The organism is Vibrio sp. OY15 (assembly GCF_000742455.1).
GTDB classification, from domain to species: domain Bacteria; phylum Pseudomonadota; class Gammaproteobacteria; order Enterobacterales; family Vibrionaceae; genus Vibrio; species Vibrio alginolyticus.
Window position 1 is genome coordinate 79432 of the sequence record NZ_JPIL01000006.1, and the last position, 26535, is coordinate 105966.

At 46.8% G+C, this 26535-nt stretch carries 26 protein-coding genes; 15 read left to right on the top strand and 11 right to left on the bottom strand.

The window, feature by feature from the left end; translation table 11 throughout:
* The first annotated feature begins 57 nt into the window (after positions 1 to 57).
* From gspG to IJ23_RS07505, 8 genes are read left to right on the top strand one after another with little or no spacing between them, the layout of a single operon-like run.
* Positions 58 to 501, top strand: a complete 444-nt coding sequence (gene gspG / locus IJ23_RS07470) for a type II secretion system major pseudopilin GspG (protein WP_005379298.1) — start codon at positions 58 to 60, stop codon at positions 499 to 501.
* Positions 502 to 530: 29 nt separating this feature from the next.
* Positions 531 to 1130 carry a prepilin-type N-terminal cleavage/methylation domain-containing protein gene (locus tag IJ23_RS07475; RefSeq protein ID WP_017635010.1) on the top strand — a complete coding sequence of 200 codons (600 nt, stop codon included), beginning with the start codon at positions 531 to 533 and terminating at the stop codon, positions 1128 to 1130.
* The gene (gene gspI, locus IJ23_RS07480) at positions 1117 to 1506 is read left to right on the top strand and encodes a type II secretion system minor pseudopilin GspI (protein WP_017635009.1); all 390 of its coding nucleotides are present in this window, start codon (positions 1117 to 1119) and stop codon (positions 1504 to 1506) included. Before IJ23_RS07475 ends, gspI begins: the two co-directional genes overlap by 14 nt.
* Positions 1493 to 2170, top strand: coding sequence for a type II secretion system minor pseudopilin GspJ (gspJ, locus tag IJ23_RS07485; RefSeq protein ID WP_005382998.1), 678 nt, complete (start codon positions 1493 to 1495; stop codon positions 2168 to 2170). The genes gspI and gspJ overlap by 14 nt, the downstream gene beginning before the upstream one ends.
* Positions 2163 to 3173: a type II secretion system minor pseudopilin GspK gene (gene gspK / locus IJ23_RS07490; protein WP_005379302.1), complete on the top strand. Its 1011-nt coding sequence runs from the start codon at positions 2163 to 2165 to the stop codon at positions 3171 to 3173. Before gspJ ends, gspK begins: the two co-directional genes overlap by 8 nt.
* Positions 3142 to 4344 carry a type II secretion system protein GspL gene (gene gspL, locus IJ23_RS07495; protein WP_033905912.1) on the top strand — a complete coding sequence of 401 codons (1203 nt, stop codon included), beginning with the start codon at positions 3142 to 3144 and terminating at the stop codon, positions 4342 to 4344. The genes gspK and gspL overlap by 32 nt, the downstream gene beginning before the upstream one ends.
* Before the next feature lie 7 nt (positions 4345 to 4351).
* Positions 4352 to 4843, top strand: a complete 492-nt coding sequence (locus tag IJ23_RS07500; RefSeq protein WP_005383002.1) for a type II secretion system protein M — start codon at positions 4352 to 4354, stop codon at positions 4841 to 4843.
* 1 nt (position 4844) lies between these two features.
* Positions 4845 to 5606 carry a type II secretion system protein N gene (locus IJ23_RS07505; RefSeq protein WP_033905913.1) on the top strand — a complete coding sequence of 254 codons (762 nt, stop codon included), beginning with the start codon at positions 4845 to 4847 and terminating at the stop codon, positions 5604 to 5606.
* Between the two features lie 312 nt (positions 5607 to 5918).
* Here the strand turns inward: IJ23_RS07505 and cysQ are convergent, their stop codons facing one another.
* The 4 genes from cysQ to IJ23_RS07525 form a co-directional block, all read right to left on the bottom strand.
* Positions 5919 to 6746: a 3'(2'),5'-bisphosphate nucleotidase CysQ gene (cysQ, locus tag IJ23_RS07510; RefSeq protein WP_005379308.1), complete on the bottom strand. Its 828-nt coding sequence runs from the start codon at positions 6744 to 6746 to the stop codon at positions 5919 to 5921.
* Positions 6747 to 6790: 44 nt separating this feature from the next.
* Complete coding sequence (nudE, locus tag IJ23_RS07515; protein ID WP_005379309.1) at positions 6791 to 7360, bottom strand: ADP compounds hydrolase NudE; 570 nt, start codon at positions 7358 to 7360, stop codon at positions 6791 to 6793.
* A gap of 176 nt (positions 7361 to 7536) precedes the next feature.
* Positions 7537 to 8121: a Fe-S biogenesis protein NfuA gene (gene nfuA, locus IJ23_RS07520; RefSeq protein WP_005379313.1), complete on the bottom strand. Its 585-nt coding sequence runs from the start codon at positions 8119 to 8121 to the stop codon at positions 7537 to 7539.
* A 97-nt stretch (positions 8122 to 8218) separates the two neighbouring features.
* Positions 8219 to 8944: an amidophosphoribosyltransferase gene (locus IJ23_RS07525; protein ID WP_033905914.1), complete on the bottom strand. Its 726-nt coding sequence runs from the start codon at positions 8942 to 8944 to the stop codon at positions 8219 to 8221.
* An 84-nt stretch (positions 8945 to 9028) separates the two neighbouring features.
* Here IJ23_RS07525 and bioH point away from each other — a divergent pair, with 84 nt between their 5' ends.
* Both bioH and IJ23_RS07535 read left to right on the top strand, forming a co-directional pair.
* Positions 9029 to 9796 (top strand): pimeloyl-ACP methyl ester esterase BioH, encoded by a 768-nt coding sequence (bioH, locus tag IJ23_RS07530; protein ID WP_005384724.1) that lies wholly within the window; start codon positions 9029 to 9031, stop codon positions 9794 to 9796.
* Positions 9797 to 9920: 124 nt separating this feature from the next.
* Positions 9921 to 10385, top strand: coding sequence for a hypothetical protein (locus IJ23_RS07535; protein ID WP_005379316.1), 465 nt, complete (start codon positions 9921 to 9923; stop codon positions 10383 to 10385).
* Between the two features lie 104 nt (positions 10386 to 10489).
* Here the strand turns inward: IJ23_RS07535 and IJ23_RS07540 are convergent, their stop codons facing one another.
* The gene (locus tag IJ23_RS07540) at positions 10490 to 12811 is read right to left on the bottom strand and encodes a Tex family protein (RefSeq protein WP_005379317.1); all 2322 of its coding nucleotides are present in this window, start codon (positions 12809 to 12811) and stop codon (positions 10490 to 10492) included.
* 229 nt (positions 12812 to 13040) lie between these two features.
* Between IJ23_RS07540 and IJ23_RS07545 the strand changes: the two genes are divergently transcribed.
* The 5 genes from IJ23_RS07545 (at position 13041) to envZ (ending at position 18275) form a co-directional block, all read left to right on the top strand.
* Positions 13041 to 14921, top strand: coding sequence for an ATP-dependent zinc protease family protein (locus IJ23_RS07545; protein WP_086013892.1), 1881 nt, complete (start codon positions 13041 to 13043; stop codon positions 14919 to 14921).
* A gap of 117 nt (positions 14922 to 15038) precedes the next feature.
* Positions 15039 to 15530 (top strand): transcription elongation factor GreB, encoded by a 492-nt coding sequence (gene greB, locus IJ23_RS07550; RefSeq protein ID WP_033905916.1) that lies wholly within the window; start codon positions 15039 to 15041, stop codon positions 15528 to 15530.
* A 105-nt stretch (positions 15531 to 15635) separates the two neighbouring features.
* Complete coding sequence (locus IJ23_RS07555) at positions 15636 to 16031, top strand: DUF1090 domain-containing protein (protein ID WP_017635004.1); 396 nt, start codon at positions 15636 to 15638, stop codon at positions 16029 to 16031.
* A gap of 129 nt (positions 16032 to 16160) precedes the next feature.
* Positions 16161 to 16880 (top strand): osmolarity response regulator transcription factor OmpR, encoded by a 720-nt coding sequence (gene ompR / locus IJ23_RS07560; protein ID WP_005379333.1) that lies wholly within the window; start codon positions 16161 to 16163, stop codon positions 16878 to 16880.
* Positions 16881 to 16982: 102 nt separating this feature from the next.
* Positions 16983 to 18275, top strand: coding sequence for a two-component system sensor histidine kinase EnvZ (envZ, locus tag IJ23_RS07565; protein WP_017820700.1), 1293 nt, complete (start codon positions 16983 to 16985; stop codon positions 18273 to 18275).
* Positions 18276 to 18347: 72 nt separating this feature from the next.
* Here envZ and IJ23_RS07570 read toward each other — a convergent pair whose 3' ends face one another.
* From IJ23_RS07570 to gmk, 6 genes are all read right to left on the bottom strand, one after another.
* Entirely contained in the window at positions 18348 to 19736 is a 1389-nt protein-coding gene (locus IJ23_RS07570) for a uracil-xanthine permease family protein (RefSeq protein WP_033905917.1), read from the bottom strand.
* A 232-nt stretch (positions 19737 to 19968) separates the two neighbouring features.
* Positions 19969 to 22050 carry an ATP-dependent DNA helicase RecG gene (gene recG, locus IJ23_RS07575; protein ID WP_033905919.1) on the bottom strand — a complete coding sequence of 694 codons (2082 nt, stop codon included), beginning with the start codon at positions 22048 to 22050 and terminating at the stop codon, positions 19969 to 19971.
* A 253-nt stretch (positions 22051 to 22303) separates the two neighbouring features.
* The gene (gene trmH / locus IJ23_RS07580; protein WP_017635001.1) at positions 22304 to 22987 is read right to left on the bottom strand and encodes a tRNA (guanosine(18)-2'-O)-methyltransferase TrmH; all 684 of its coding nucleotides are present in this window, start codon (positions 22985 to 22987) and stop codon (positions 22304 to 22306) included.
* 52 nt (positions 22988 to 23039) lie between these two features.
* Entirely contained in the window at positions 23040 to 25160 is a 2121-nt protein-coding gene (gene spoT, locus IJ23_RS07585; RefSeq protein WP_005379340.1) for a bifunctional GTP diphosphokinase/guanosine-3',5'-bis pyrophosphate 3'-pyrophosphohydrolase, read from the bottom strand.
* Positions 25161 to 25199: 39 nt separating this feature from the next.
* Entirely contained in the window at positions 25200 to 25472 is a 273-nt protein-coding gene (gene rpoZ / locus IJ23_RS07590; protein WP_005379346.1) for a DNA-directed RNA polymerase subunit omega, read from the bottom strand.
* A gap of 181 nt (positions 25473 to 25653) precedes the next feature.
* Entirely contained in the window at positions 25654 to 26277 is a 624-nt protein-coding gene (gene gmk / locus IJ23_RS07595; protein ID WP_005379347.1) for a guanylate kinase, read from the bottom strand.
* Positions 26278 to 26535: the final 258 nt, after the last annotated feature.

The following is a 26535-nucleotide window of genomic DNA, read 5'->3' on the forward strand; positions in this document are numbered from 1 at the left end:
TCGAATTAAGACGTGTCTACTAACGGCATGGCTTTAATCTAACTTTCGGAGAAAAAAATGAAGTTTAAGCGTAGTAAACAACAGGGTTTTACACTTTTAGAAGTGATGGTTGTTGTGGTTATCCTAGGTATTTTGGCAAGTTTTGTTGTTCCAAACCTATTGGGTAACAAAGAGAAGGCTGACCAACAAAAAGCGATTACGGACATTGTCGCGTTGGAAAATGCCTTAGATATGTACAAGTTGGATAACAGCGTTTACCCAACAACGGACCAAGGTCTAGAAGCATTGGTTAGTAAGCCATCTAACCCAGAGCCACGCAACTACCGTGATGGTGGTTACATCAAACGTCTTCCTAATGACCCTTGGGGCAACCAGTACCAATACTTAAGCCCAGGTGATAACGGTACAATCGATATCTTCACTCTAGGCGCAGATGGCCAAGAGGGTGGAGAAGGCCCAGCTGCAGATATTGGCAACTGGAACATGCAAGACTTCCAATAATTGAGCCTAAGCCAGCACTAATGAAACAAATGCGAAAACATAACGGTTTTACATTGATAGAAATTCTATTGGTGCTGGTTTTGCTATCTCTTACGGCTGTGGCCGTGATCTCGACGTTACCGACTAGCCAAAAAGATCTTTCCAAACAGTATGCTCAAAGCTTTTTTCAGCGTTTACAGCTGCTCAATGAAGAAGCGGTGCTGAGCGGTAAAGATTTTGGCGTTCGAGTGGATGATGCCAAATCGACCTACGCTCTACTGAGTTTAACCTCAGAAGGTTGGCAGCCTCTGAAATTAAAGCAGATTCCGAGCAAAACCAAGCTAGAAGAAGATATTACGCTACAACTCGAACTCGGCGGTGGTGCTTGGGATAATGATGAGCGCTTATTCAAACCAGGTTCTCTTTTTGATGAAGACATGTTCGCAGAAGAAGAGGACGAAAAGAAAATTGAGCCACCGCAAGTGTTTATCTTTTCCAGCGCCGAAGTCACGCCATTTACCCTATCTTTTTTTCCGCAAAATGGTGATGCCTTTAATGACGGTTGGCGAGTCATTGGCAAAGAAAGTGGACAAATTTTGTTATTAGCTCCGGGCGAAGAAGTGAAAGAGGATGAGAATGCGCAATTTTAAGCAAGCTCGCCCCAATTTGAGTCATCGCCGGACGAGAGGCATGACCTTACTGGAAGTATTGGTCGCACTGGCCATTTTCGCCACCGCTGCCATCAGTGTCATTCGCTCTGTGAGCCAGCATATTAATACAATCAGTTATCTAGAAGAAAAAATGTTTGCAGCCATGGTTGTGGATAATCAGATGGCAAATGTGATGTTGAATACCGGAGAACTCAAAGCGAAAAACGGCACAGAAGAGCTGGCAGGACGCACTTGGTTCTGGAAAGTCACGCCAGTCGCCACGACGCAGCCATTGCTGAAAGCATTTGATGTAAGCGTCTCGGTAGAGAAAAGCGCGAGCCCTGTAGTAACGGTACGAAGCTATGTGGCGCAATAATCATCCCCGCGCAAACACGCGCCAAAGGGTAAAAGGTTTTACACTTATTGAAGTGTTGGTATCGATTGCCATCTTTGCCAGTTTAAGTGTCGCAGCGTACCAAGTGGTATCGCAAGTACAGCGTAGCAATGCGCTATCACAAGAACGAACCCAACGCTTAAACGAAATTCAGCGTGCCATGGTGATGATGGATAACGATTTTCGTCAAATGGCGATGCGTCAAACACGTACTAATGGTGAAGAGCCTGCTAGCCGGCTAATTTTTTGGTCCGATTACCTGTTGGACTCCGATACTAAAGGGCTGATGTTTGCCCGTTTAGGTTGGCACAACCCTCAGCAGCAGTTCCCTCGTGGAGAAGTAACCAAGGTTGGCTATCGCTTAAAAGAAGAAACACTGCAGCGAGTATGGTGGCGCTACCCTGATACGCCGGTTGGGCAACAAGGCACTGTTACTCCATTGCTAACGCAGGTCGAGTCATTTGATATGCGTTTCTATGATGGTAAGCAATGGAAAAAAGAGTGGGCTGAAGAAAAAGCGCTGCCGAAAGCGGTTTCTGTTGTTCTCACTCTCAAAGACTATGGAGAAATTGTCCGCACTTATCTCACTCCTGATGGCACATTGAGTCAGAAAGAGGAAAGTTCAGGAGACAGCAATAATGGTTAACCGTCAGCGCGGTGTTGCTTTGATTATAGTGTTGATGTTGCTGGCGATTATGGCGACGGTTGCTGCCAGTATGTCAGAACGTTTGTTCTTGCAGTTTCAGCGAGGTGCTAATCAAATCAATTACCAGCAAGCGTATTGGTACAGCCTTGGCGTCGAGGCGCTAGCAAAAGTGGGTATCGAGCAAAGTTATAAAGACACCGACACGATTAATATGAGTCAACCGTGGGCGATAAAAGAGCAAGTCTATCCGTTAGATTATGGTCAAGCGGCGGGACGAATTAGAGACAAGCAAGCGTGCTTTAATCTAAATGTATTGAGTCGTGTGCAACCAACGGGTCAGCAAATTACAAGACCATATTTAGTGAATGTATTGCAGCGCCTATTAGAAGAGTTGGATGTCGAGCCATATCAAGCAGAAATCATTGCAGACTCTACTTGGGAATACATTGATGCTGATGACTCTGTCCGTTCGACTACTGGGGTTGAAGACAGCACATATGAAGCGATGAAACCTTCCTATTTGGCATCAAATGGTTGGATGGCAGATGCTTCCGAGTTACGGGCTGTCTATCAGGTGAGTGGTGAAATTTTCCAAAAATTGGAGCCGTTGGTCTGTGCATTGCCAAGTGATGACTGGCGTTTAAACGTGAATACGATTGATGTTGAGCAAGCTCCGATTTTGGTGGCAATGTTCTCACCAAACTTAAGCAGTAGTGATGCGATTCAGCTAATTGAAAAACGCCCATTTGATGGGTGGGATAGCATTGATGAATTTTTAGCAGAGTCAGAAATGGCTGGCTTAAGTGAAGATGTAAAGAAAAACGCCAAAGGCTATTTGGGTGTAGATAGCGCCTTTTTTGAATTGGATGCACAAGTGTTGGTGGATGAATCACGTGTACGTATCCGAAGCCTTTTGCAAAGTACAAATAGAGAAACGGTGACCGTAGTTCGCCGTCGTTTTGGAGGGATCAGTGAGCGAGTTTCTGACCGTTCGGCTGAGTAGCGAACAACAAAGTACCATTCCTTGGGTGGTGTGGTCGACAGATCAACAGGAAGTGATTGCTAGCGGTGAAATCGCCGGGTGGGAACACTTAGATGAATTGGTCTCATATGCTGGTCAGCGCCAAGTTGTGGCGCTGTTGGCGAGTAATGATGTGGTCCTGACGCAAGTGGATATACCACCTGGTGCAACACGCCAATTCGAGGCGATGTTACCGTACTTAGTGGAAGACGAAGTTGCTCAGGACGTTGATGGCCTGCACTTTAGCGTGTTGGGTAAACAAGCGGATAAAGCGCAGATTTGCGCAGTTGAACGTGCTTGGATTCAGACTGTACTGCAACGTTTCTCAAGCCAAGGTATCGCCATTAAACGCATTTTACCCGATGTGCTTGCGTTACCGGTTCGTGGAGATCACAGCAGTGCTGCAATGATTGGCGAGCAATGGCTAATTCGTCACTCTGCGACAGAGGGCGCGGTTGTCGACGCTTCTTGGTTAGACCTTTACCTCTCTTCTTATCTACAAAATCATGAAGGTTGGAAGCTCGATTGCTTTAGCTCGGTCCCGGAATCTGCGTTACCTGAAATATGGGATCCGCAACCAGAAGAAATGACGATGGCTTTACTGGCGAAGGGGGTGACAGAAAGCAAAGTCAATTTGCTGACTGGGAGCTTCAAGCCGAAATCTTCTTGGGGTAAATACTGGAAGCTCTGGCAAAAAGCCACCATTGCTGCGGGGGTGCTTATCGTCGTTATGGTTGCGCAGCAGTTGCTCGTGGTCCATAAGTACGAAGCACAAGCTCAAGCGTATCGTGAGGAGAGTGAGCGTATTTTCCGCCAGGTGTTCCCAAATAAACGACGCATTCCTACCGTTAGTTACCTCAAACGACAAATGGATGATGAAGAGCGCCGCTTATCTGGTGGAAGTGGTCAGCAGGCAATGTTGTCATGGTTGGCGGCATTACCCGCGACGCTTGGTCAGGTCAGTGACTTGGAGATCACTAGCTTTAAATACGACGGACAACGTGGCGAAGTACGTATTCAGGCTCGTAGTTCAGACTTCCAACCTTTTGAGCAGGCTCGTGTGAAATTGGCAGAGAAGTTTAATGTTGAGCAAGGTCAGTTGAACCGTAGCGATAACGTTGTGGTTGGCAGCTTTGTTTTGAAGCGTTTGTGAGGTGATGATGAAAAATTTAATTTCTCAAGCTCAGGTTTGGTGGAGCAGCATCTCGCAGCGTGAGCAGCGTTTGGTCATGGGATGTGGCGCTATTGCCGTTATCGGTATTATTTATTGGGGTTTATTACAGCCAATGAGTCAACGTGCGGAGCTAGCTCAGTCACGTATTCAAAGTGAAAAGCAGTTGCTAGCTTGGGTACAAGATAAAGCGGATGGCATCACTGCACTGCGAAAAAGCAGCGGTGTGAGCTACTCTAGTCAACCGTTGAATCAGTTGGTTTCTTCTTCAGCTCGTCGTTATAAAGTTGAGTTGATTCGAGTACAACCTCGTAATGAGAGCGTTCAAGTGTGGATCAAACCACTCGCGTTTAATCAACTAGTGGATTGGTTACGTTACTTGAAAGAGCAACAGGGTATTGAAGTCGAATTTTTAGATATCGACCGAACAGAGCAAGCGGGCATGATCGATGTAAACCGCCTTCAGTTTAAGCGAGGTTAAGGTGAAGCGAGCAGTACTTTACGTTGTTATCTTTATCGTCTTTTTTTCAGTCAGTCTTTTAATGGGATTACCAGTCTCTTGGGTGTTACAACAAGCACCAACAGTGAGAGGCCTGGACATTCAAGGAGCCAACGGTTCGGTATGGCAAGGTCAAGCTTCTAGTATTCGTTGGCAGCGCCAGAACCTTGGAGAAGTTAATTGGGATTTCCAATGGTCGAGTCTACTGACAGGTAAAGCTGAGTTTGCTGTGCGCTTTGGTCGTGGTAGTGAAATGGACGTTCGTGGGCGCGGTTTTGTCGGCTATAGCTTAAGTGATGGCCCTTATGCCAAAAACTTAGTTGCCTCGATTCCGGCGGTAAAAGTTGTTGAGCAAGCGCGCCTCCCTGTGCCTGTTGGTGTTGATGGGCAGCTTGAGCTGAATATTCGTCATGCGACTTATGCTGTGCCTTGGTGTAAGAACGGTGAAGGCACTTTAGTATGGAATGCCAGTGGTATTCAAAGCCCCGTTGGCAGCTTAGATCTCGGTCCTGTGATTGCCGATATAAACTGTCAGGATAGTGTATTGACGGCAACTGGTGAGCAGAGCAGCAAACAAGTATCTGCGGCGTTTTCCGCTGAACTGATGCCTAATCAACGGTACTCAACCAAAGCGTGGTTCAAACCTGGTGCAGAGTTCCCATCCAGCATGGGGGAGCAACTGAAATGGTTGGGTAAGCCGAATGCTCAAGGTCAATATGAGTTTAATTACCAAGGGCGCTTCTAACCTATCGTGACAAAATCCAATATCTTAGAAGAGCTGCTAGTGCGCAGCTCTTTTTGCTTTTGGATCATCGTAAGCTAAAACCTCTATTCGCTGTACATTCGATCTTGATTGGGAATGAGTGAAAGTTTAAAGCCTTGATTTTTAATTGATTTTTAATTAATTTTTTCTTTCGTTCAGCTTTGCAAGCAGTTGGAACATAGTAGGCCAAATGCTCCAAGTGCTGTACAGAAGGTCAAAAAGAAAAGGCCACGAAGATATTCGTGGCCTTTCTATTGCTAGAACTTTGTGCTCTAAATTTTACCGATAAGGCGCTTAATCTTTGCGTTGTAAAATCTCATTCCAAGGTAAATCCGCATCACCAAGAACAATAAAGTTCGGGTTTTCTAGTGTTTCCCGCTCGTTATATGACAGCGGTTCTAATTGCGTGCTGAGAATACGTCCGCCAGCTTCTTCAACAATGCATTGTGTCGCAGCGGTGTCCCACTCACCTGTTGGACCTAGTCGGAGATAGCAATCTACCGCCCCTTCCGCGACGAGGCATGCTTTCAATGCTGCAGAACCGAGCGGTATTAAGTCGTAATTCCAGGCGCTGCTCATACGGTTAGTAATACGATTGATGTCTTGGCGACGACTAATAGCAATTGCGATGCTTTGCTCTGGCTGTTCGTGTTTGTGTGTATGGATTTTGACGCTGTCCGACATGTCGGGAATTTTCCAGGCGCCTTTGCCATTATAAGCGTAGTAAGTCACGCCAGATACAGGGCCGTAAACGACGCCCATGGTTGGTCGATTGTTGTCGACCAACGCAATAATAGTGGCAAAGTCACCACTGCGAGCGATGAATTCTTGAGTACCATCAAGAGGGTCGACTAACCAATAACGTTCCCACTGAGCGCGTTGCTCTAAGCTTATGTCTGCGTCTTCTTCTGACAACACGGGAATGTCAGGCGTCAGATCACTCAAGCGTTCAGTGATGAACTTGTGAGCTGCAATATCTGCACTTGTTACGGGAGTTTCGTCACTTTTGGTGTAGGCCTCGTATTGCTTCTTTTCATATATTTCGAGGATCATTTGCCCAGCACTGCGGGCAATCTCGATGACTTGAGGAAGTAGGTGAGATAGATCTTTTGTCATTGGCATAAGTGATAGTCCTTACTCACAGTGTTATTCGGTTCTAATGACCGTTATTGGTTATGCTTGTGAGTGGTGTTTGGTAAGTGTTTCAGTGCCAACATTAGCGCTGTGATGCTTCGTGCTTCACAGAAATCCATGTGAGTTAATAACTCTTCGGCTTGCGCAAGTGGCCAACGCACAATTTCCAGTGGTTCAGGCTCATCGCCTTCTTGCTTCTCTGGATAAAGCGCCTGTCCTAAAAATAGAGTCATTTTGCTCGAAAAGTAAGATGGCGCGAGGATAACTTGTTTCAACGGGGTTAACTGATTACAGCCAAAGCCGATTTCTTCTTTTAACTCACGATCCGCAGCTTGATGTGGTGTTTCTCCTGGGTCAATCAGCCCTTTTGGGAAACCTAACTCGTAACGTTCAGTTCCAGCGGCGTATTCACGCACCAGTAATAAATCGCCTTGTTCTGTTACAGGAACCACCATTACAGCATCTCGTCCACTTGGCTTCATACGCTCATAAGTACGATGCTCACCATTGGAAAAACGAAGGTCGAGCGCTTCCACAGCAAACAGTTTGGATTTTGCAACCGTCTGGCATGAGAGTATCTCTGGTGGGGTTCGTTTCGGCATGACGCTGGCTCCTTGGTGTCGTTGGCGTTTACGAGATGCGTAAGATTCTTAATATATGAGAACTCCGCCTGAGTTTCTAGCGGATTTTACGAGTCGAGCTAAGCATCTCAGCATCACCTCAGTATCGATACAAAAATGGGAGACCGAAGCCTCCCATTTTCTGACAGTGTTTACTCTTAGTAGTAAGAGTGATCACCACGGTCATGTTCTGTAGCATCACGAACTGCGGTTAGTTCACCAATGAACTGGTTTAGCAGCTCTTTCTCGATGCCTTCTTTTAGTGTTACGTCAACCATAGAACAGCCATTACAACCGCCACCAAATGCAACAATTGCAACACCGTCTTCAGTGATCTCAACCAAGTTTACGTGACCACCGTGGCCAGCAAGCTGTGGGTTGACTTGGGTTTGGATAACGTACTCAACGCGCTCAACCAGTGGTGCGTCGTCCGCAACTTTACGCATTTTAGCGTTAGGTGCTTTTAGCGTTAGCTGAGAGCCCATTTTATCGGTAACAAAATCGATTTCAGCGTCTTCAAGGAATGGCAGGCTCAGCTCATCCACGTAAGCTGAAAAACCGCTGTAAGAGAGTTCAGTGTCGGTCGATTCTACTGCTTCTGGTGGGCAGTAAGACACGCCACACTCAGCGTTTTGTGTACCTGGGTTCACAACGAAAATACGAATGTTAGTGCCTTCAGGTTGTTGACCTAAAAGGTTAGCGAAATGCGTTTGCGCAGTTTCTGTAATAGTAATATTTGACACGACGAATACCCGAGTAAATTTGTAGGTTACTGCTGCTATTCTACTCTTGTTGACGTATGGGTCTAGTCTTTTTGATGCTAAGGCATGGCGAAGCGATCTAGAGAGAACGAGGAGCAGGTGTTCTGCAGATGCAGTAAATATCGATGCTTTCTACGCCAACTTCAAGTAGTAAATGACATAATTGTCGGACGGTACTGCCTGTGGTGACTACATCATCGACGATGGCAACATGGGAAGAGTGAGGGCGCTTATTGAGAATAAACGCGCCTTTTAAGTTTTGTTCACGGCTTGTTTTGGTATTACCACGCTGTGATTGGGCGAGCCTTACTCGACGAAAGACCTTCGCATCAAAATTAGTCTGCAATTGCTTGGCGAGGTGTCGGGCTAAAACATCACTTTGATTAAAACCCCGGCGCAGGTAACGCTGCCAGTGCAATGGCACACTGGTAATGATTGGAGCTGGCGTGGTGATGCGCTGTGCCAGTTGCTCGGTTAATGCTTTTACATGCCAAGACTCTCCGTGATCTTTAAAGCGTTGTACTTCCCGTGAAAGGGGAAAGTCGTAATCGCCTAACGTGTATAGCCTTTGCCATGGCGGTGGCTTTGAAAGACATTCACCACAAATACTATCCGTACTCATTTCTTCTTTCTGTAATGATAAACCGCAGCGTTGACATCGTTTTACCGGAGTTAGGTATTTTAAACAGTGCTCGCACCAGCGCAGAGTATTTGTGTGGCTTGGTGTTTGAATAGGGAACCGACACAGGCCGCATTGACTGCTCAATACGCGGTGCATGATGTTTTGCCAGTGATGAGATAACATAGCGTTTATTCATGGTGATATTTTACTCAGCCTAACGCTTGGCTGAAGCCGTAGGGAATAAAATAAGTGGGAGAGATTGAGAGCATGAGCACGAAATTACACTGGCAGTCATTTGGTCAAGGACCAGATTTGGTGTTACTTCATGGTTGGGGCATGAATGGTGCGGTATGGCAGCAGACAGTCGAGTCTCTTCAACCTTATTTCCGAGTTCATGTGGTTGACCTTCCGGGGTACGGACATAGCGCCGAATCTCATGCTGAAGATTTAGACCATATTGCTAACTTGGTGGTGCAAGGTGCGCCAGAGAAAGCGATTTGGCTTGGTTGGTCCCTCGGAGGTTTAGTGGCGACGCATGTGGCATTAAATATGCCCGAGCGCGTGGCTAAGTTGATTACGGTTGCCAGCTCACCTAAATTTGCCGCAGAAAAACCGTGGCGCGGCATTCAACCGAATGTACTGAGTGCGTTTACCTCTCAGTTGCTAGAAGATTTCTCACTGACCATTGAGCGCTTTATGGCGTTGCAAGCGATGGGCAGCCCATCAGCGCGTAAAGACGTTAAACAGCTCAAGCAAGCGGTACTATCGCGCCCTCAGCCAAACCCTGAATCGCTGTTGGTTGGGCTAAACATCCTTGCTGATGTGGATCTGCGCGATGCGTTGACGTCTCTTTCTGTTCCAATGTTGCGTCTTTATGGCCGTTTAGATGGGTTGGTGCCAATTAAAGTAGCTAACGATTTAAGTGAACAGTTGCCTCATACCCAGCAGTTTGTTTTTAATCAGTCCTCTCATGCGCCTTTTATCACCGAACATGACGAATTTTGTGTTCAAATCCGAGAGTTTGCTCACGATTGAGCAAGTACGAGCGGAAATACCTCAAGTTGTTTAAAAAGTGGTCGATATAAAGACTGGTGAGGTTTTATTAGCCAATAAAGCTAAGCCATATTGACGAGTTGGGCGACTCTGAGGAGGGTTCGCAATGATTGTGTCACCGACCAACGTAAGTGTGCCACTGATCGCCCCATCCGTGAATGTGCAGACGGAACAAGCAGCTCGCGACAATAAAGTCCGAGAGCCTGTAACGCCAACGGTCGCATTGGCCAAAACCAATGCAGAGCGAAAAGTAAAAGGTGACGACAAGCGCCGACGTCAGTCTTCTTGGGATCCTTCAGAGCATCCTGATTATGATATGGAAACGGAAGTCGACACGCGTTATCAAGAAGAGCCGGAAGATACACTAGAACGGCTTTTTAGTTTGCTTGCGCTCAAATCGTATAGTGAAGACCAGGGGAAAGGCTACGCGATCCGCTTTCGCTTACCAAAGCGCATTTTGGATGCTGCGATCAATGAAGGATTAATGGAAAAGCGCAGGAAGGTGATCAAGTTTCATTATGGTCATGCAGTCGCTCCCCATACCCCGTCAGAAGTGATAGCAGTATTATGACGACTCAATATCCTACTCAAACAAAAACGCTCCAAGCAGGTTGACTGATTGGAGCGTTTTCTTTTTAGTTATGAAAGCTCGTTAGCGGTGAAGCCTAGGTAAGATTACTTTTTCGCTTTAGCAAACGCTGCAGCAAATGCACCGCCCATCGCGCTGTTCGATGACGAATCATCACGGCGAGGCTGACGACGCTGCGGTTGGTCATTACGACGCGGCGCTGCTGATGAGCGTTGGCTACGGTTGTCTTGACCCGGTTCGTCGTTCATACGCATCGATAGACCAATACGTTTACGCTGCACGTCAACTTCCATCACTTTCACTTTGACGATGTCGCCCGCTTTCACCACTTCACGTGGGTCAGACACATAACGATCTGTCAGTGCAGAGATGTGTACGAGACCATCTTGGTGAACGCCGATATCAACGAAGGCACCGAAGTTGGCTACGTTCGATACCACACCTTCTAGAATCATGCCCGGTTCCAAGTCAGATACCGAGTTTACACCTTCTGCAAACGTCGCCGTTTTGAATTCTGGACGTGGGTCACGACCCGGCTTGTCTAACTCTTTGATGATGTCTGTAATGGTTGGAACGCCGAAGTTATCGTCGGTGTAATCGACCGCATGCAGACCTTTAAGGAAGCTTGAATCACCAATCAGTGCTTTGATATCTTTGTTGTTCTTCTCAGAAATCGCTTTGACCACTGGGTACGCTTCTGGGTGAACCGCAGACGCATCAAGTGGGTTCTTACCATCCATAATACGCAGGAAGCCCGCACACTGCTCGAACGCCTTAGGACCTAAACGAGGTACTTTCTTCAAGGTTGTACGTGCTTCGAAGCGGCCGTTCTCATCGCGGAAGTCGACAATGTTCTGCGCGATGGTGCTTGATAAGCCTGCTACGCGCGTCAGTAGCGCCGCAGAAGCAGTGTTCACATCAACACCAACCGCGTTTACACAGTCTTCCACAATCGCATCTAGGCGTTTTGCCAACATAGATTGGCTTACATCGTGCTGGTATTGACCCACACCAATAGATTTCGGATCAATTTTCACGAGTTCAGCCAATGGATCTTGCAAACGACGTGCAATCGACACTGCACCACGCAGTGATACGTCCATATTCGGGAACTCTTTTGCTGCAAGCTCAGACGCTGAGTAAACCGAAGCCCCCGCTTCACTTACTATGATCTTCTGAACTTTCAGGTTGCCACGTTTGATGACGTCTGCGACAAAGCTGTCGGTTTCACGTGAAGCCGTACCGTTACCAATCGCAATCAAATCCACGTTGTACTTACGCACCAACTGCTCAACGATTTGTGCTGACTTGTCGTATTGTTTTTGTGGTGGGTGAGGGTAGATGGTTTCGGTTGCAAGCACTTTACCTGTTGAGTCGACAACCGCGATTTTTGAACCTGTACGCAGACCCGGATCGAGACCAAGTGTTGCACGAGGGCCAGCCGGTGCTGCCATCAACAAGTCTTTTAGGTTAGTGGCGAATACTTCAATCGCTTCGATTTCAGCGCGCTCTTTCATTGCGCCCATTAGCTCGGTTTCCATGTGCATCGATACTTTGATGCGCCATGCCCAGCTGATCACTTGCTTACGCCAGGTATCCGCAGGTGCGCTGCTTAGCGTTACGCCATAATGGTCGGCGATAATCGTTTCGCAGTAAGACTGACGAGCGCCTTCTTCCTGTTCTGGATCAGCGTTCATCGCCAATGTCAGGAAGCCTTCGTTACGGCCACGCAACATCGCCAGTGCTCGGTGCGATGGCACTTTGCTTAGGGGCTCGTTGTGGTTGAAGTAATCTTTAAACTTCTCGCCTTCTTGCTCTTTGCCTTCAACGACTCGTGAGACCAGTTCCGCATTGCGATTTAAGTGGTTGCGAATTTTTTCCAGTAAGTTTGCGTCTTCTGCGATGCGCTCCATGATGATCGCGCGAGCGCCATCCAATGCAGCTTTGGTGTCTGCGATGCCTTTGTCTGCATCAAGGTATTTGCTTGCTTCGCTTTCTGGCTCGGTTTGTGGGTGATTCCAAAGCTGATCTGCGAGCGGCTCAAGACCAGCCTCAATCGCGATCTGACCTTTCGTACGACGCTTGGGTTTGTAAGGTAGGTATAAGTCTTCAAGACGAGTTTTGCTGTCTGCCTGCGCGATCTCTTGTTCTAGCTCTGGCGTCAGTTTGCCTTGCTCTTGGATTGATTTGAGGATGGTTTGACGGCGATCATCCATTTCACGAAGGTAAGACAGACGGCTGTCCAAAGTACGAAGCTGGGTATCATCAAGGCCCCCCGTCACCTCTTTGCGGTAACGTGCAATAAAAGGGACAGTGTTGCCATCATCAATTAGGGTGACAGCGGCGTTGACTTGCTCTGGGCGAACATTCAGTTCTTGAGCAATCATGCGACAGATAGCTTGGCTCATCCGTGTTTTCTCTTTTAATTCGGTTTTGGTTGTATAGAACATTGGGGTCGTTCGAAGAATTTGCAATGTTTTAAATTAACGAGGCAAAAATTTACCGGGCGCTGGTGGACATCAGTCAGATTTATGTCAAAACTGTAATTAAATTGAGAACTTATATCCGCAGTTATCGACTAACCTAATTCCACGGTTGTTGATATCACTAAATGTACCTCGGCTTATACGGATAATCATGATGAAAAAAATGTCTTTGGCGTTAGCGCTTACGAGTGCCTTACTTGTCGCCCCGCTTAGTTGGGCGCAGTCTATCTCAGGAACCACACAAGCTCCCGTTTATCAGCTCGATAACAAATTGGTACTAGGGCGTGTGGAGAGCGTCTACTACAGTGACATTCCGGAACTAAAAGCGGTGCCATTTATTGGCAAGATTGATACTGGTGCAGATACGACATCGATGCATGCGGAGAATATCCATGTCAGTAGCTCACACCCAGATTACCAAGATTTGAAAGATAACGAGTTACTTTGGGCGATTGTCGATGACTTAGGTGGTACGAAGGCAAAGTGGGACGCCGACAGCTTTAAGCCATATCAAGTAAAGGTTAGCTTTACGGTTCCTCACCCTTATACAGGGAAGGAAATACAGATTACCGATGATCTGGAAAGAGTGAGCGCGATTCGCAGTCGAACAAGCAAAAAGCCCATCCTACGCCCGACAATAAAAATGCCGATGACAATCGCTGGTCACACCGTTGATACGGAAGTGAACCTGACCAAGCGTACGCAATTCTCTTCTCCTATCTTGATTGGTAAAACCTATCTCGATGATAACGCATGGGTCTTCGCTGGTTACGATTACCTTCAAGAACAGCCACGCGCAAAAATGATTGGCAAAAAAGAGACGGTTGAAGTCGAAGGTGTGCCATATAAGATCAGCATCTCAACTTCTAGCCGTTATACCAACGTCCATGCACTGGACATCAAGGTAGACAAAAAGCATAACGAAGTCTCTTTTATGTTAGAGGGCGAGAATGGCAAGCGTCATCCAATGACATTACCCTTGGTACGAATGCTGAAAACGACCAAAAGCGAGCGCCCTTTAGTCTATTTACCCGTCAAAGTCGGCGAAAATGAAACTCAACGTTGGTTGGTGTATCTGCGTGATCGCAGTAAGTTCAGTTCGCAAATTCGCTTAGGTCGGGACGTCGCGAGTCAGCACTTTGTTATTGATACGGACAGAGAAAATCTACTGGGTGGCGTAGAAAAAACGTTCAAAAGCGCACTCAAATCAAAACCTCTTGTCGTTTCACCAGAAGAACAGGTCACCATTGATGGTTATACCGTCCCTGCTTACCCCACTTTTACTGTGAAAACGCCATTACTGCGTGTAAATGGGTTTGAAGTAACAGAAAAAGGTAAGGATGAATCCGTCACGTTTTATTTAATGAACGATGAGGGGAAAGAAGAAAAAATCACCAAACCAGTGTTGAAAAAGCTCAAGGTTGGCAGCGCGGTTCGCCCTGTTGTCGAAGGAGACTTTCTTCTCGGTAGAAAAGACACATCAATGAAGTTTGCGCTCGATGTGCTTGATGAGGGTGACACTCAACCTTTTTTCGTCTTTGGTCATGACATAGCCAAGGGTGGTGTGTTGCTGAACACTCGCGCAGACCATCTACTAGATGCAAGGCCACTTTTCAAAGCTGGCCATATCGAAGTAGCTGAAGTTGAGGGGATGTCTTTCCCTGTGAAGTTAGACACGGGTGCAGATGTAAGCTCAATCAATGCTAAGAACATCAAGCAGTTTAAGAAAGACGGCAAAGACATGGTGAGCTTTACCTATGAGAACGATCTTGGCATGAAACAGGCGTTTACCAAGCCTGTTGTTGATGTCATGCGTATTAAAGCGAAGAAAGGCGAGAAAGCGAACGTACGCCCTGTGGTTGAAATGCATGTTAAGCTTGGTGAATTAGAGAAGAAGATCCGAGTCAACTTACAGGACCGAGGTCGCTTCCATTACAGCATGATTTTAGGTAAAAACTTCCTAAAACATGGCGCGGTTGTTTCGAGTGATACGAATTACATCGTGACGCAAAAACCGGATTACGAAAAGTAACACTCTGGCCGCCTTATCACCTTGATACCCAAAGCCTGAACAACATTGGATCTTTGGGTATATCATCTCCTTAATGCTGCCAAAGAGCAGCATTTTTTAGTTGAGATAGGAGTTAATTTGAAAACTAAGCTGATTACACGAGAAGGTTACAACAAACTCAAACAAGAGCATGATTACCTTTGGAATGAAAAGCGCCCGGAAATCACCAAGATCGTCACTTGGGCTGCGAGCCTGGGCGATCGCTCAGAAAATGCGGATTACACCTTCAATAAACGTTTACTCCGTCAGATCGACCGTCGTGTCCGCTTCCTTCGTAAATTCCTGCCAGAAGTCACGATCGTTGACTATTCTCCGCAACAAGAAGGCAAAGTCTTTTTTGGTGCATGGGTGGAAGTAGAAAATGAGGCAGGAGAAGTGAAAAAGTTTCGTATAGTCGGGCCTGAAGAGATTTATGGCGATGCGAAAGACTACATCTCTATCGATTCACCTATGGCGCGAGCGATGTTGAAAAAACAAGTGGATGAAGAGTTCACGGTACGCACCCCAGAAGGTGAAAAAGAGTGGTTCATCAACTCAATTGAATACACTCAACCGGCCTCGGAAGACTGAGGCTTTATCACTGATTCAAGTCTCATGAAGTTCACTAGAAGTGACTTGGGTCTCAACGTCAGAATATTTGGTATAAAGGCATGGTGCCTTTCTCGGAGAAGTAAAATGAACAAAGCAGTCATGTGTAGTGCTGCACTAACAATAGGATTCTCACTTTCAGTTTTTGCTCAAGATGAAGTGAAAGGCTGTGACGCTAAAGAGTTAGCGGTAGAGCAGCAGCTTGAGTATGCAAAAGCGCAAGGTAATGAGCATCGCATTAAAGGCTTGGAGCAAGCACTTTCCGCTATCCAGAATGAATGCTCGGAAGGTGAGCTGCGCCAAGAGCTGCAAGCAGAAGTGGAAGAAAAGACTAAAGAAGTTGAGGAGCGAGAGGAAGAATTAGTCGAAGCTCAGCATTCAGGTAAAGCAGACAAAATTGAGAAAAAACGTCACAAGCTGGCTGAGGCACAGCAAGAGCTGCTTGAGGCCAAACGTGAACTGGAATGGAATTATGGTCAATAGTAGGTGCTGAAAATACCTGCTAGAGAGAGAATAAAGCGCTTAAGATAAAAAGAGTAACAATTTGCTTGAGCACGTTAGGAAAAACAGTGATACATTTTCGACAATAGACGCTTCTGAAAGGATGTTTCAATGCAAGAAAATCATAAAATTTTAGTGGTTGATGACGATGCTCGTTTACGTGCTCTATTGGAGCGTTACCTTTCTGAGCAAGGTTTTCAGGTACGAAGTGTCGCCAATGGCGAACAGATGGATCGCCTACTAACGCGCGAAAACTTTCACTTAATGGTGCTGGACCTAATGTTGCCAGGTGAAGACGGTTTGTCAATTTGTCGTCGTCTACGCCACGCGAACAATATGTTGCCAATCTTAATGCTCACCGCGAAAGGTGATGAAGTGGACCGCATCGTAGGTCTTGAGGTAGGGGCGGATGATTATTTGCCAAAACCGTTTAACCCACGCGAATTGTTGGCTCGCATCAAGGCAGTATTACGCCGCCAAACTGTAGAGTTGCCGGGTGCACCAAGCACGGAAGAAAAAGTGGTGGAGTTCGGGGAGTTCCGACTCAATCTAGGCACTCGCGAGATGTTCCGCGGTGACGAGGCAATGCCACTCACCTCTGGAGAGTTTGCTGTCCTAAAGGCGCTCGTGATGAATGCGCGTGAGCCAATGTCACGAGATAAATTGATGAACATGGCGCGTGGCCGTGAATATTCTGCAATGGAACGCTCTATTGACGTACAAATCTCACGTTTACGTCGCATGTTAGAAGACGATCCGAGCAAGCCGCGCTACATTCAAACCGTATGGGGCCTAGGTTATGTTTTCGTCCCAGACGGCAAAGAGGTGTAACCTCTTCACGCCATAGCCAGCACTTGGCTATAGCAACTTCAGCCTTCATTACCTTCCCTTTGAAGGCTGAAATTTCGCGATTAGGACCACTAGGAACGTTCCATGCGCATCCGAAGTTCACTGACACAATCTATTCTGCTGTTCATCTCTTTGCTTCTCGCGAGCCAAGTTTTCTCTTACTACGCCGTTTTTAACTACGCGTTGATGCCGAGTTTGCAGCAGTTCAATAAAATTCTCGCCCATGAGCTCAATTTGGTGCTTGATGATGAAGGACCTTTAAAGTCTGATGCACCGTTAAGGCGTCAATTATTAGAAAGATTAGGGGTGACGGTTCACAGCCTTGACAGCGATAAGGCGATTGAATTTCATCACGCAATGTCGATTGATTTGATGTCTGAAGAAATGAGCCAAGAGCTGGGTTCGCCTACAGAAGTACGCTTATTGCTTGGCGATGAAAGTTACATTTTGTGGATGCACATCGAAAAGTTGCCGAACTCCATCATTCGTATTCCGTTATCTGAGCTGCAAGAAGAAGATTTTGCACCGCTGTTTCGTAACAGTTTGATTATGGCGCTGCTGATCATTGCTGGTGGTTGGTTGTTTATTCGTTTACAAAACCGCCCACTTTTGGCTTTAGAGAGAGCCGCGAAAGACGTCGGTCGAGGCGAAATCCCGCCACCGTTGGCAGAAAAAGGCGCATCGGAAATTCGCTCTGTAACTCGAGCCTTTAATCAAATGTCGAAAGGTATTCAAGAGCTAGAAGAAGACCGAGCCTTATTAATGGCGGGGATTAGCCATGACTTACGAACGCCTCTGACGCGTATTCGCCTAGCGACAGAAATGATGTCTCCTGAGGACAGCTATCTTGCGGAGGGGATCATTAGCGATACGGAAGAATGTAATGAGATCATCAGTCAGTTTATGGATTATCTCAAACCGGTGAACCAAGAATCGTTTGAAGCGGTTGATATCAGTACGATTGCCAGTGACGTCGCCAGTTCTGAAGGTGGTTATGAGGTTGAAATTGAAACAGATCTTAATCTTAACTTGCCGCCAGCCAAAGGAAGTGCGATTGCGATTAAGCGGGCGATCAGTAACTTAGTTGTGAATGCGCTACGTTATGGCAATGGCTGGGTCAAAATCAGCACTGGTGTGACAGCAGATAAGCAGCTAGTGTGGATTTCAGTAGAGGACAACGGACCGGGTATCGAGCATTCTCAAATCGCGAGGTTATTTGAACCCTTTACGCGTGGTGACACCGCTCGCGGTAGTGAAGGCACTGGGCTAGGGTTGGCGATTGTGAAGCGTATAATCAGCCAACATTCAGGCTCTGTGGTGATGCGTAATCGCAGTGAAGGCGGTTTAATCGCTCAAATCAGCTTTCCTACCAAGTAAGTCGATGGCCCGCACCCTTTAAAACAAAAAGCCCAACCTAATTAGGTTGGGCTTTTCTTATTCTCAATAATCTTAAGACTCTTTCACTTCCTGAGGAAGTTCATCTTCGTCTTCCAGTTTCTCTGGCAGAAGTAGATTTAAAATGATCGCTGTGATGCCACCTGCTGCAACACCAGTTGAGAAAATACTCTTAATAAATTCTGGCATAAATTGCAGGATCTCTGGTTTTTGTGCGATACCAAGTCCCATTGAGAAGGATAAGGCCATGATCAGAATTGCGCGGCGATCGAGCTCAACACGAGAGATAATACGCACACCAGCGGCAGCAATCGTACCAAACATGACAATCGTTGCGCCGCCAAGTACTGGCTCAGGAATCAGCTGAACAAAGCTAGCGACACCTGGGAACAAGCCAAGAATCACTAACATGCCAGAAATAAAGTAACCCACGTAGCGGCTCGCGACTCCTGTTAGCATGATGATGCCGTTATTCTGGCTAAACGTTGAGTTCGGGAAGCTGTTGAAAACGGCTGCGATTGCGGAGTTTAAGCCGTCTGCTAACACACCGCCCTTAATGCGTTCCATGTACACTGGGCCTTTTACTGGCTCACCAGACACTTCAGATGTTGCGGTAATATCACCGATGGCCTCTAGTGCGGTAATAAAGAAAATCAGTACCAGCGGAATGAACAGAGACCAGTCAAACGATAAGCCATATTGCATTGGTACGGGCAGTGCTACGATCTCAGTTGCGCCTAGCTGAGAAGTATCTACCATCCCCATAAAATACGCCATGATGTAACCCACTAGCATCGCAATCACGATTGAAGCCACACGGATGTATGGGTTTTTCGAGCGGTTTAAAATCACAATTAATCCAAGTACCGTCCCAGCCAGAGCAAGTTTGTCTAAGCTGCCGAAGGTTCCTTCATTTAATGCTGCGTAGCCACCGCCCATTGATACTAAGCCGACTTGAATCAGTGTGAGACCGATAAGAGTGACGACGATGCCTGAAACGAGCGGAGTGATGATTCGGCGGGCATGCTCCAATACGCGAGATAGGAAAATTTCTGCAAATGATGCGACTAAAATCGTACCAAAAATGGCAGCCATCATGGTGCTGATGTCTGCTCCACCGGCTTTCAGCGATAGGCCTGCTCCAATAATAGGACCTAAAAAGTTAAAGCTGGTGCCTTGAACAGAGAGCAAACCAGAGCCAATTGGGCCAACGGTGCGAATTTGAATAAACGAAGACACGCCTGACGCAAATAAAGACATGCTGATGATGGTGTTCGTTTGGTCTGCAGGTACACCCAAAGACTGACAGATGATCAGTGACGGAGTGATAACCGCGACGAACATCGCCAATAAGTGCTGAAGTGCGGCAAAAATGGTTTGAGGCAAAGGTGGTCGATCGTTGAGTTGATAGACCAGTTCCGAAGATCGGTTTGAAGTTGTCATTGTTTGTCTCGCTAGTCGCAATATTTCCCTAGTTCTCGCTGAATGGGAGAGCAGGGTGGAGTTGACGTCGTTACCTGTGATTGCTGTTAATCAGAGTCAACTCAGGTTGGTGGAGTGTGATCTAACACACTTAAAAATTTGTGCGCGATTATAGAGAGATTTACTCAAAAAGCAAACGTTTGCTTTGTTTTTGGCGTATTAAAAAACGAGCCATTTGGCTCGCTTTCAATCATTACGCTTTGGAGTAAATATCCCGCTCACCCAACCAGCGATCGATAATTGCTGTTGCGTTAGTCGGGTAATTGTCATGAATATGACGCGCAATACGCTGAACTTCGGGAATCAGGCGTTGATCTCGAACTAAGTCTGCGATTTTGAAATCAGCAAGACCTGTCTGCTTTGTACCCAATAGTTCTCCAGGGCCACGAATTTCTAGGTCTTTCTGCGCAATGACGAAGCCATCGTTACTTTCACGTAGTACTCCGAGACGTTTTTGCGCGGTTTTTGACAGCGGAGAGTGGTACAGCAGCACACAATGGCTAGCAACGGAACCTCGGCCCACGCGACCTCTTAACTGGTGTAATTGTGCCAAACCAAGACGTTCAGGGTTTTCTATGATCATCAAGCTAGAGTTTGGCACATCCACACCAACTTCAATCACTGTCGTTGCGACCAGCAAATGCAGTTTATTGTCTTTGAAATCTTGCATCACCGCTTGTTTCTCTGCCGGCTTCATTCGTCCGTGTACTAGACCAATTTTTACGTCCGGTAGCTTACGTTGAAGCTCTTCTGCGGTATCTGCCGCGGCTTGCGCTTCTAATACTTCCGACTCATCAATCAGGGTACACACCCAATATGCCTGCTTGCCTTCGTTTAAGCAGGCATTTCGGACACGTTCGACGATATCATTGCGTTTGGTGTCTGGAATCGCGACAGTCTGGATTGGTGTTCGACCTGGCGGTAACTCGTCAATCACCGACGTTTCTAAGTCAGCATAAGCAGTCATGGCTAACGTTCGCGGAATCGGCGTTGCTGTCATGATGAGCTGATGTGGATAAGCGCCTTGTTTTGCACCTTTTTCACGCAATTCTAATCGCTGATGGACACCGAAGCGGTGCTGTTCATCAATGATGACCAAAGCAAGGTGATGAAATTCAACGTGCTCTTGGAATAGCGCGTGAGTACCCACTACCATTTGCGCTTCACCACTGGCAATACGAGCCAGCTCGGCTTCCTTTGCCTTACCTTTGAGTTTGCCCGCTAACCAACCGACTTGAATGCCCATTCTCTCAAACCAGTTTGCGAAGTTGATAGCGTGTTGCTCGGCCAATAGTTCGGTTGGCGCCATGAGTGCCACCTGATGGCCATGCTCAATGGCTCTAACAGCGGCCAAGGCGGCAACCAATGTTTTCCCCGAACCAACATCGCCTTGCACTAATCGCATCATTGGGTGCGGTTTTTCTAGATCGGCTTCAATCTCTTGTACGACTCGGGTTTGAGCGTTTGTAGGAGAGAAAGGCAGTTGGGCTAAAAGCTGCGTTTTTAGTTTATTACAAGGACCGAGAGGTAGCGCTGAATCCTTCTGACCTTTGCTACGCACCGCCAGCATCGATAAGTTTTGTGCGAGCAATTCTTCCATGATCAAGCGGATTTGGGCAGGATGTTTGCCTTCGTCAAACTCATCTAAATTAATGGTTGGTGGTGGGCGATGAATGGTGTGCAGTGCTTGCGACATCGTGATTTGATGGTCATACAACCCCGCTGGAAGTAATTCCTGCACTGCGGTTTTATCAAGCAGGGCTAAAGCTTGTTCGGTAAGGTTGCGCAATGTGATTTGACGCAATCCATCGGTGGTGGGATAAACAGGGGTTAAGCTCTGTTCTACATCGGGCTTTTGCTCGCTGACGTAAAACTTGTAGTCAGGATGAACAATTTCCAAACCCATGCCACCGCGCTTAATTTCACCGTAAGCATGTACTAACTTACCTTGCGTGAAATTGTTCTTCATGGCTGCGGTAAAGTTGAAAAAGCGCAGCGTGATAGTGCCATTACCGTCGCTGATTTTTACCGTTAGCATTTTGCGCTTACCGAAGATGGTGTCGACTGCCATGACCTTACCTTGCACGGCCGCCCAAAGGCCAGCATGCAGTTTGGCAATAGGGTAAATACGAGTACGATCTTCGTAGCGTAACGGAAGGTGAAACAGCAAATCTTGAACGCTATGTAAGCCAACTTTGGCGAGTTTTTCTGCGACTTTCGCGCCAACTCCAGAAAGGGAGGTTAATGGGACGCCAGATAACATTTGGGCGGACATAGAGGGCTCAAGAAAATGGTTAACATAGCAGTATGTTAACCATGGAGCTGTGTTTTTGTACAGGAAAAAATAGTCATGCTTTAGTTAGTGTCATGATTTGACTGATAACCTATCATTCCGAGGAGCTTTAGCGACATCAGGATTCTATTTTCAACAAGTATGTCGCTGAAGTTAACACTATCAGCATCTGTATATTTGAGAATTAGATCCTGAACCACGCTCCTTCGCCGCCGTTCAGGATGACGAAAGTCTGTTACTTGCTTTGCATCTCTTGCCACCACGCGTCATCGGCGATGATTTGACCTTCTTCATCGAGTGGTGGGTAAACGAGCCCTTTTCGTTTCGCGACCTTTGCCAGCACTGGGTGACCACGTTCAAAGAGAATACGGTTGATTGTCTCTTTAGGCAGAGCGCTTTCTTCTCGGTCGTACATGCCTGCGGCTTCACGTTGACGTTGCGCTTCATACAAAATTACGGCACTGGCAACCGATACGTTTAGTGACTGCACCATGCCCACCATTGGGATAATAATGTCTTGATCGGCAAGCTGTTTGGCTTGCTCCGAAGCGCCAACTTTTTCACTGCCTAAAATGATTGCCGTTGGTCTGGTGTAGTCGATCTCGCGAAAATCGACGGCGGTGTCCGAAAGATTGGTCACCAAAACCTGCATACCTTGCGCTTTGAGTTCGGTAATCGCAGTTTCAATCGAATCGTGAGTATCCACTTCAACCCAGTTACGCGCGCCAGCTGAGGTATGGCTCAGCGTACGCATTTTGTCTGGCCAAATTGCGTGAACTTTGTGTAAGCCTGTCGCGTCAGCGGTGCGGATCACAGCAGAGACGTTGTTTGGCTTATGTACTTCTTCGAGACAAAGTGTCAGATCAGTTTGGCGAGTTTTTAGGACTTGGTGAATACGGTTGTAACGTTCTAGGTTCATATTTATTGAGGTATAAAAAATCGCCACCTAACAGAGTAGGTGGCGATAGAGGTTAGTTCTTTCTGCGTCTGACTCGGGTTGCTTGAGGCATTGCCTTAATCTTACGCATGATACCAGCAAGGTGGACACGATCTTTCGTCGTCAACAGCACAGTCACAGTGTATAGACGACCATCACGTTCTTCCGTTGAAAGGCCATGAATGTTTGATCCTGTTTTCGAGATCACGTTGGTAAGTTCTGCAAGAGCACCTTGGTTGTTAAGCATGTCGACTTTAAGTTCAGCAATGAACTCTTTATCGTAGTCTTCAGACCAAGCGACAGCCATATAACGGTCTGGCTCTTTCTGATAACCACGAACATTCGGACATGTTTCTCGGTGAACAACCAAACCACGACCAGGCGATACGTGAGCAATAATGTGATCATCTGGGATAGGATGACAACAATTTGCAAACGTCAGCAATAAGCCTTCTGCGCCACGAATCGGAAGCTTCTTCTTCGAGTCCGTTGGGATTGAGCTTGTTGTCGTGAGCTCTTCGGTGTCACCAAGGAGCCGACGTGCGATCACAATGCTCATCAACTCACCCAATCCAATAGCAGCCAATAAATCATCAATGCTTTCTAGGCGAAGATCATTCAAGACTTCTTGGATATTTTCTGGATAAATTGAATCAATCGAGTGACGGCCAAGTGCGTGATTAAGTAGACGACGACCTAAAGTAATCGACTCTTCACGACGCATCGTTTTCAGTACTTGTCGAATCTTAGTGCGGGCACGAGAAGTCACGACATAGTTCAGCCATGCCGCATTCGGACGCGCACCAGGGGCACTGATAATTTCCACCGTCTGACCGTTTTTCAATGCCTTACTCAATGGGTAAGGGTTACGATCAACACGAGCACCAACACAAGAGTTGCCTACATCGGTATGTACGGCATAGGCAAAGTCGACAGCCGTTGCGCCTAAAGGCAATTCAACGATACGACCTTTTGGTGTGAAGACGTAAATCTCATCTGGGAAAAGATCGGATTTTACGTTTTCAATGAATTCGAATGAGTTACCCGCGCTTTGTTGTAGCTCTAACAGGCTTTGCATCCAACGCTGAGCTTTCACTTGCGCAGTGGTACCAGACTTGTCGCCTTTGTCTTTGTAAGACCAGTGTGCTGCGACACCTTTGTCCGCCATTTGATCCATATCTTCAGTACGGATCTGAACTTCAACAGGTACGCCGTGTGGGCCAACCATGGAAGTGTGTAGCGATTGATAGCCGTTCGCCTTTGGTACCGCGATGTAATCTTTCATGCGACCAGGACGTGGCTTATACAAGCTGTGTACTTGGCCTAAAACGCGATAACAAGTATCAGCGGTATCAACAACGACTCGGAACGCATAGATATCCATGATGGTGTGAAAGCGCTGTTCTTTGGTTTTCATCTTGTTATAGATAGAGAACAGGTTTTTCTCACGACCAACGACTCGAGCATTCAAGCCGAAATCTTGCAGACGGCCTTCTATTTCGCTGTGAATGCGTTGGATCATCTCTTTACGATTACCACGTGCGGCTTTAACCACTTCTTTCAGTACGCGGTAGCGGTTGGGATATAGCGCCTCAAAGCCCAACTCTTCGAGTTCGGTTTTGATATTGTGAATACCAAGACGATGAGCGAGGGGCGCGTAAATTTCTAACGTTTCACGAGCAATACGACGCTTTTTATCTGGTCGAAGCGCGCCAAGCGTACGCATGTTGTGCGTGCGGTCAGCCAGTTTGATCAGAATGACGCGGATATCTTGCACCATGGCCAGAACCATCTTACGAAAGTTCTCAGCCTGAGCCTCTTTCCTATCGCGGAATTTGAGTTTGTCCAGTTTAGATACACCATCAACCAATTCTGCGACAGTGTTGCCGAATTTCTCTTCGAGATCTTCTTTAGTTACATCACAGTCTTCAATGACGTCATGCAGCAAAGCAGCTTGGAGGGTTTCGATATCAAGGCGCATTTCGGCCAAGATACGAGCCACAGCGACAGGGTGGATGATGTATGGTTCACCGCTAGAGCGGGTTTGCCCTTCATGGGCATCTCTCGCTACCACATAAGATTGACGCAGAGCCTCAATCTGAGGCTCTGTTAGGTATTCTTGGGCAACGTCTTTGAGGCTATCGAATAGATACAAATTATAGGCCCGGGAGGTTGTTGAATTCTAAAGTCAGAATTAACGGTTGTGAGCGATGCTGCTTACTGCCGCTAGCTCTGCCGCTTCTTGCTCTTGCTGTTCTTGACGTTCACGAGCGTCTAGAACTTCTTTAGTAATTAAACCTTCTTCGATTTCGCGTAGAGCGATAACCGTTGGCTTATCGTTCTCTTCTGGCACTAGTGCATCTTTACCGCCAGTTTGCATTTGACGAGCGCGGCGAGCCGCAATCAGTACTAGGTCGAAACGGTTGCCAACTTTTTCAACAGCGTCTTGAACAGTTACGCGTGCCATGAGGACTCCAAATAGTTAACTAAAATTTTAGAATGACGAGAAAGTATACAACCTAACTACTTTATTTACTAGCAATTAGACAAGCCACCGTTTGTGGACTTTCTCAGGTAGTTTATTGTGTTTTTCGCACTGGGCAAAAAACGGGAAATTCTTTATGTTTTACAGCGTGACTTTTTTGAAGTTACTCTGCTAACAACGCGTCAAGCATACCTTTATATTTAGCAGCTTGCTTTTCTTCCTTCAATCTTTCAGCACGCAAGATAGCTTTAAAATCCATCAAAGCGGTATCAAAATCGTCGTTTACGATCACGTAGTCGTACTCGTTGTAATGAGAGATTTCCGACTTGGCTTCAGCCATACGCTTTGCGATCACTTCATCGCTATCTTGACCACGAGTGTTCAAGCGACGCTCTAACTCACCGTTTGATGGTGGCAGGATGAAGATGCTTTTGGCTTCTGGCATTTGTTCACGGATTTGGCGTGCGCCTTGCCAGTCGATATCTAGAAAAACGTCGATACCTTTATTTAGTGTTTCTTCAATCCATACACGAGATGTGCCGTAATAATTACCAAACACTTCTGCGTATTCTAGGAAGTCACCTTTAGCGATCAGGGCTTCAAACTCATCTTTCGCTACAAAATGGTAGTGGACACCATTTTCTTCACCAGGTCGCATGTTGCGCGTGGTGTGAGACACAGACACTTTCATTGCGTAGGTTGGGTTGCGTTCCAACATCGCTGAGATCAAGCTAGATTTACCTGCGCCGCTAGGTGCAGATACGATATAGAGAGTACCTTTGCCCATTGTACTGTTCCACTTTTGATTGGATTGATTGAGTGCCGAAGGAAAGTTCGACATTCTTATAACGATAGCACTGGCATTGAGAAATCAACCACCAAAGGGGTGGATATTGGTGATAATCCCGCCAGAAAAATGGAGGCGAAGAGTATCATGATCTCTATTTTGTTACCAGTTGATCTTTCTGTCTGTGATCGTCCCAGATGAAATAGTTACTTACGCCAGAGTGTTCCTAAACAGCGAAGAAGGAGCGTGGTACAGGAC